Annotated in this window: 3 protein-coding genes; 1 reads left to right on the top strand and 2 read right to left on the bottom strand. The window is 65.2% G+C overall.

All coding sequences use genetic code 11. The features are described from left to right. The first annotated feature begins 120 nt into the window (after positions 1-120). Positions 121-2931, top strand: a complete 2811-nt coding sequence (locus OC610_RS20285; RefSeq protein ID WP_264430204.1) for an ATP-binding protein — start codon at positions 121-123, stop codon at positions 2929-2931. On the opposite strand, the gene OC610_RS20280 is transcribed toward OC610_RS20285, so the two are convergent. Continuing rightward, the gene (locus OC610_RS20280) at positions 2878-4368 is read right to left on the bottom strand and encodes an ATP-binding protein (protein WP_264430202.1); all 1491 of its coding nucleotides are present in this window, start codon (positions 4366-4368) and stop codon (positions 2878-2880) included. The genes OC610_RS20285 and OC610_RS20280 overlap by 54 nt on opposite strands. A gap of 184 nt (positions 4369-4552) precedes the next feature. Next, positions 4553-5503, bottom strand: coding sequence for a GlxA family transcriptional regulator (locus tag OC610_RS20275; protein ID WP_264430207.1), 951 nt, complete (start codon positions 5501-5503; stop codon positions 4553-4555). Positions 5504-5564: the final 61 nt, after the last annotated feature.

The raw sequence follows: 5564 nt of genomic DNA, 5'->3' as shown, positions 1-5564 counted from the left end.
GCCACGGGTTTGGCGTTGCTCAGGGAGATGGCAACACCACCCGCCGTTGCGCTTGACATAAAACCTGAGGAATATACTCGGGTACAGCCCATCTCCAGGGGACAGAACCATGAGCACGCCATGAGCCAATACCTCAGCCTGCCCGTCGAAAAGACAGTGCATTTCGGCCCCTATCGGGTCCATCCGCGCCAGCGCCTGGTGTTGGAGGGCGGGCAACCGTTGCGCCTCGGGCGGCGGGCGGTGGAGATTCTGCTGGTACTGCTCGAACACGCCGGCCAGGTGGTGAGCAAGCAAGAATTGATCGCCCGTGTCTGGCCCAAAAGCGTGGTGGAAGACACCAACCTGCGGGTTCACGTGGCAGCCCTGCGCAAGGCCTTGGGTGACGGACAGGCTGGCCAGCGCTACATCGTCACCGTGGCGCAGCGTGGCTACAGCTTTGTCGCGCCGGTTACCAGCGAACCGCCCGAGCAACTGGCCCGTATCCCCCACCCTTCCCTGGCAGGCAACCTGCCGCCACGCCGCACCCGCGTAATCGGACGCCAGGGCCTGGTGGAAAGCCTGGTCGCCCAGTTGCCGCGAAAACGCTTCATCACCCTGGTCGGCAGTGGCGGCATCGGCAAGACCACCGTTGCCTTGCGCGTCGCCGAGCGGCTGATCGGACAATATCGCGACGGGACTTACCTGCTGGACCTGGGCTCGCTCAACGACCCGGCCATGATCGCGCCGAACCTCTGCGCCCTGCTGGAGCTGTCGCCGCAAGACGGCGCACCGCTTGAAACGATCTTCAGACCGCTCAAGGACCGCCATTTCCTGCTGGTGATCGACACCTGCGAGCATTTGATCGACGCCGTCGCCCTGCTCTGCGAGACCTTGCTGCGCGGCGCTCCTCACCTGCACATCCTGGCCACCAGCCGCGAGGGCTTGCGCGCCGAGGGCGAACACGTGCAGCGCCTTGAGTCGCTGGCGCTGCCGCCACGTGGAATGAGCATCGAGGGCTACCCGGCCCTGGAATACCCGGCACTGCAACTGTTTGCCGAGCGGGCGATGGCCAGCCAGGACGACTTCGAGCTGACCGACCGTGAAGTACCGCTGGTCATCGACATCTGCCAGCGGCTGGATGGCATTCCCCTGGCCATCGAGCTGGCGGCCGCACAGGTGGGACGCTTCGGGCTGGAAGAGCTGCGTCGCCAATTGCACGACAGCGTCGCCCTGCTCGCCCATGACAATCACGCCAGCGCCCCGCGCCAGCAAACGCTGCGCGCCACGCTGGACTGGAGCTTCGCGCTGCTCACGGCGTGCGAGCAGACTTGCCTGCGACGGTTGGCGGTGTTCATGGGCAACTTCAACCTGGCATCGGCGGCAGCGGTCATCGTCGGCCAGCATGTCGCGCCGGAACAGGTGCTGGTATCGGTCAGTCAACTGGTCGCCAAATCGCTGCTCAACGTCGAGATCGGTGACGAAGAGGTCCGCTATCGCCTGCTGGACACCACCCGCAGCTACGCCTTGGAGAAATTGATCGCGGCCGGCGAACTCGCCGCCAGCCAGGCACGCCACGCCGAGCGCTGCCTGACGCTCATGGAGCAGGCTGAAAAAGATTGGGAACAGACCCCGACGCGGCTGTGGATTGCGCGCTACGCGACCTACCGCGACGACATTCGCGCGGCGCTGGACCGAGGGCTGGGCCCACACGGTTCCCACAGCGTGGCGATCCGCTTGACGGCGCGGACCCTGCCCCTCTGGCAGGAACTGTCACTGCTCAAGGAGCATGGCCTTTACGTGAACAAGGCCAGGGAACTGCTGCAAGGCAGCGCCTCGCCATGCCCAAGGTTGATCCTCGCCCTGGAGCTAGCCCACGCCAGTCTCAACTACCACACCGAAGGCGGCACGCCCGCCACCGTCGCGGCGTTCGCCACGGCTCGGCGCCTCGCCCGACAGTATCAAGACCTGGCCGGTGAACTGCGGGCCCTGTCCGGCCACATGACGGTCAACCTCAGTTGCGGGCGCTATCAACAAGCGTTGGAACAATGCCAGGACTTCGACCGGCTGGGCCTGCCGGGCGATCCGGTCATGTCCTTGAGTGCCCAGCGCCTGCGAGTACTGGCGTTGCATTTCATCGGCGACCAGGGCGCGGCGCGGCACGATGCCGAGCAGGTCATCCAGCGCCTGGCCCAGAATGGTCACTTGAGCCGCTTCACCCACGGTTTCGGTGTGCAGTACGAACAGAGCGTGGCGGCGCTGACGATCCTGGCGCGGATCCTCTGGCTCCAGGGGTTCCCGGAGAAAGCCCAGCGCACCGCCAACCTCGCGTTGCAGATTGCCTTGCAAATCAACCACGGCCTGTCGATCTGCTACACCCTGGCGGTGAGCGGTTGCGTGATCGCCCAGTACACCGGGGATCACGCAACCGCCCGGGAACGGCTCGATCGGTTGAAACACGAGGCCCGAAAGCATTCGGTGATGCTGTTCCATGGCTGGGCCTGCCACCTCGAGCGCGCGTTCGACGGCGGGCCCCTCGAGGCGTCCCCGTCCCCTACCAGTCTTATCCAGGACATGGTCGTGACTGTCCGGCCGGATACCGTCAGCCCGACCCAGATCGAACGTGCCCACAGTGGCGCGGCGGGCTGGTGCTCGGCGGAGATCCTGCGTGCCGCCGCCGAAGCCTTGCTGGCACAGGGCGGTGCGGGTGCCGAAGCGAATGCCGAAGCCCATTTGCTGGCCGCGCTGGCCGTGGCCCGACGCCAAGGCGCGCGTGCCTGGGAGCTGCGCGGTGCCATTTCCCTGGCTCGCCTGTGGCAGCGGCAGGGCCAGGACGAGGCCGCGCATGACCTGCTCGGGCCGGTCTATCGAGGCTTTGCGGAAGGGTTCGACACCCCCGATCTAACGGAAGCCGGCGTGCTGCTCCAGGCGCTGGCTCGCCGGCTCGGGTCGTGAATGGCGCAGCTGCCACGCGTTCTGGAGCACGTAGCGGCGCCGCAGCAGATGCCACTGGCCATTACGCCGCAGTTTTTCCAGGGCATAGGCACGGGTCGTGTTCAGCAGATAAAACCGAGTCCCTTCGGCCCGTTGTTCGACCATCACCAGCGATTGCCTGACCAGCCGTGACAGCAGCCAGGGCAACCGCTCCACACCCAGGTCAGTGCAACTGATGACGGCCATCGCGGCTTTCAGGGAAAATGCCTGTTCAAACACCGCCAGCCTCTGAAACACGGTTTGTTCATCGCGACTCAAGCGCTCGAAGCTCCAGTCCAGCGCTGCCTCCAGGCTGCCGTGACGCGCCACGGCCGTGCGACGCCCGTGGCTGAGCACCGACAGACCGCCGTCCAATTGTTCCAGAACGCCAGCAATCCCCAGGACATCGACTTGGGCCGCCGCCAATTCCAACGCCAGCGGAACGCCATCCAGGCGCCGGCAAATCTGCGCGAGCAGTGCCAGATCGCGCTGCCCCGGCGTAAAGCCTTGCTGTCGGGCGCCGACGCGATCCATCAGCAACTGCACCGCCGGGCACGCCAGCACCTGGTGATCCGGGTCGCGGGGCGACGCCACCGTCAGGCCGGGCAGTTGCAGGACATTTTCTTGCGCCAGATCGAGGATTTCACGGCTGCTGAACAACAGCGACACACCGGGGGCCGACGCACCCAGCAGCAGGGCCAATTCCCGACAGGCCCCAAGCAAGTGTTCAACACCGTCGAGCACCAGCAAGATCCGGCAGGATTGCAGGCGCTGGTCCAACGGTCCGTCTTCCAAACCGAGGGCCTGGCAGACCCGCGGCGCAATCAGGCTCGAGTCGTTGATGTCGGACAAGTCAATGAACCAGGCGCCTTGGTCGAAATGCTCCAGCAGCAGCTCTGCTGCCCGTAGGACCACGGTGGTCTTGCCGATGCCGCCCGAGCCGGTGACGGTGGTCAGGGGCTGGCGCGGGACTTCGACAAGCAACCGCCCCAGCACTTTGTCGCGTCCGATCACCGGGCTCAGGCGCGCGGGTAGATTGTGCCGCTCGCCCTGTTCGGCCTCGGGCCCGCCGGCACTTGGCTCGACAACCAGCGGCGCGGCAAAGCAGTAGCCCTGGTGGGGGTGATTGAGGATGTAGCGTTTGCCGTCCCGTCCGTCGCCGAACGTTCGCCGCAGCGCCGCGATATGCACCCGCAAGTTGATCTCCTCCACCACGCTGTCAGGCCAGACGTGAGCGATGAGCGTCTGTTTGCTGACGAAGGTGCCAGCGTGCGCCACCAGCAGTTGCAGAATATCCAGGGCGCGACCGCCCAACGCCAGGGGTTGGCCGTCGCGGGTGACCAGTCGCTGCTGTCGGTGAAAGACAAACGGACCAAAGCCCACCGTCTGTTCGGTGCCGGGTTTGACGAAGCTGTTCATGAGCGATCCTGCGCCAGATAACCGGTCCGGGCGTGGCGCTGCGAATCATCGCAGGCGTCTACCGTGGCTCTTTGCGCATCCTTTCCAGAGGGTTCGCCCTTATCTTGGCAGCCACCCGCCAGAGAACAATGCTGGCACAGGACGCATCACGGACATCACGGTGCCCTGGACGGACACCGACGGCTCAACTGAACTGCTGGCGGTACTGGACCGGGGTCAGGCCGAGCTTTTCGCTGAACAGCAAGCGCATATGGCGGACGCTGCCGAACCCGCTGCGAAAGGCCACGGTCTTGAGCGGCAAGTCGGTGGATTCGAGCAACTGCCGCGCCCGATCGATGCGCGCGCCCTGGAGGAATTCCATGGGGGTCATCTTCACTTCCCGGACGAAGAGCCGGGCGAAGTGCCTGGAACTCATGGCCGCCAACGCCGCCATGCGTTCGATGGTGAACGGCTCTTCCAGATGCTCCATCACGTAATGCTGCACGCGGGTGACCGCCGACTCCTGGGTCGCCACCGCCGCCACCAGCGGACTGAACTGCGCCTGCCCGCCCTGGCGTTTCATCACCACCAGCAGCACCTTGGCGATATCCAGCGCGACCTTCCGTCCATGGTCCTGGGCGACGATGGACAACGCCATGTCGATACCGGCCGTGACACCGCCAGAGGTGATCAGGCGCCGGTCCTGCAGATAGATCTTGTCGGTCTCGACCAGCGCCTTGGGGAAACGCTTGATCAGGCGCTCGGTGTAATGCCAATGGGTAGTGACACGGTGTTCGTCGAGCAAGCCCGCCTCGCCCAGCACAAAGGCACCGGTGCAGATGGAGCCGTAGCGCGTGGCCCGTAGCGCCGAGGCCCGCAGCCAGGTGTGCAAGCCGGGATGGCGATCGTTATAGGCGCCCGGACCGCCCGGCACGAGCAAGACGTCATAGGCGGCCCACGCTTGGTCGATGTGGATATCGGCCTGGACCGCTACCCCATTGGAGGCCCGCAAAGGACCCCGTTCGGTGCCCAGGGTCAGCAGTTGATAATGCTGATCGGGCGCAAGAAAACGATTGGCGATGGAAAACACTTCGAGCGGCCCGGCCATGTCGAGCAGCAGGAAATCAGGGAACAGCACCATTGCAACGGTTTTCATGGGGGAGACGCCAAGATCGAGAAGAACATGCCGGACCCTGTGGGAGCGAGCTTGCTCGCGA

Source organism: Pseudomonas agronomica (genome assembly GCF_025917275.1).
Classification (GTDB): domain Bacteria; phylum Pseudomonadota; class Gammaproteobacteria; order Pseudomonadales; family Pseudomonadaceae; genus Aquipseudomonas; species Aquipseudomonas agronomica.
Note: the sequence above shows the minus strand (reverse complement) of the source record. Positions and strands in the feature narration are given on the sequence as shown.

Bases quoted from the DNA above. Each gene is read 5' to 3' on its own strand.
- OC610_RS20275 (WP_264430207.1), bottom strand. From the start codon at position 5,503: ATGAAAACCGTTGCAATGGTGCTGTTCCCTGATTTCCTGCTGCTCGAC.
- OC610_RS20285 (WP_264430204.1), top strand. From the start codon at position 121: ATGAGCCAATACCTCAGCCTGCCCGTCGAAAAGACAGTGCATTTCGGC.
- OC610_RS20280 (WP_264430202.1), bottom strand. From the start codon at position 4,368: ATGAACAGCTTCGTCAAACCCGGCACCGAACAGACGGTGGGCTTTGGT.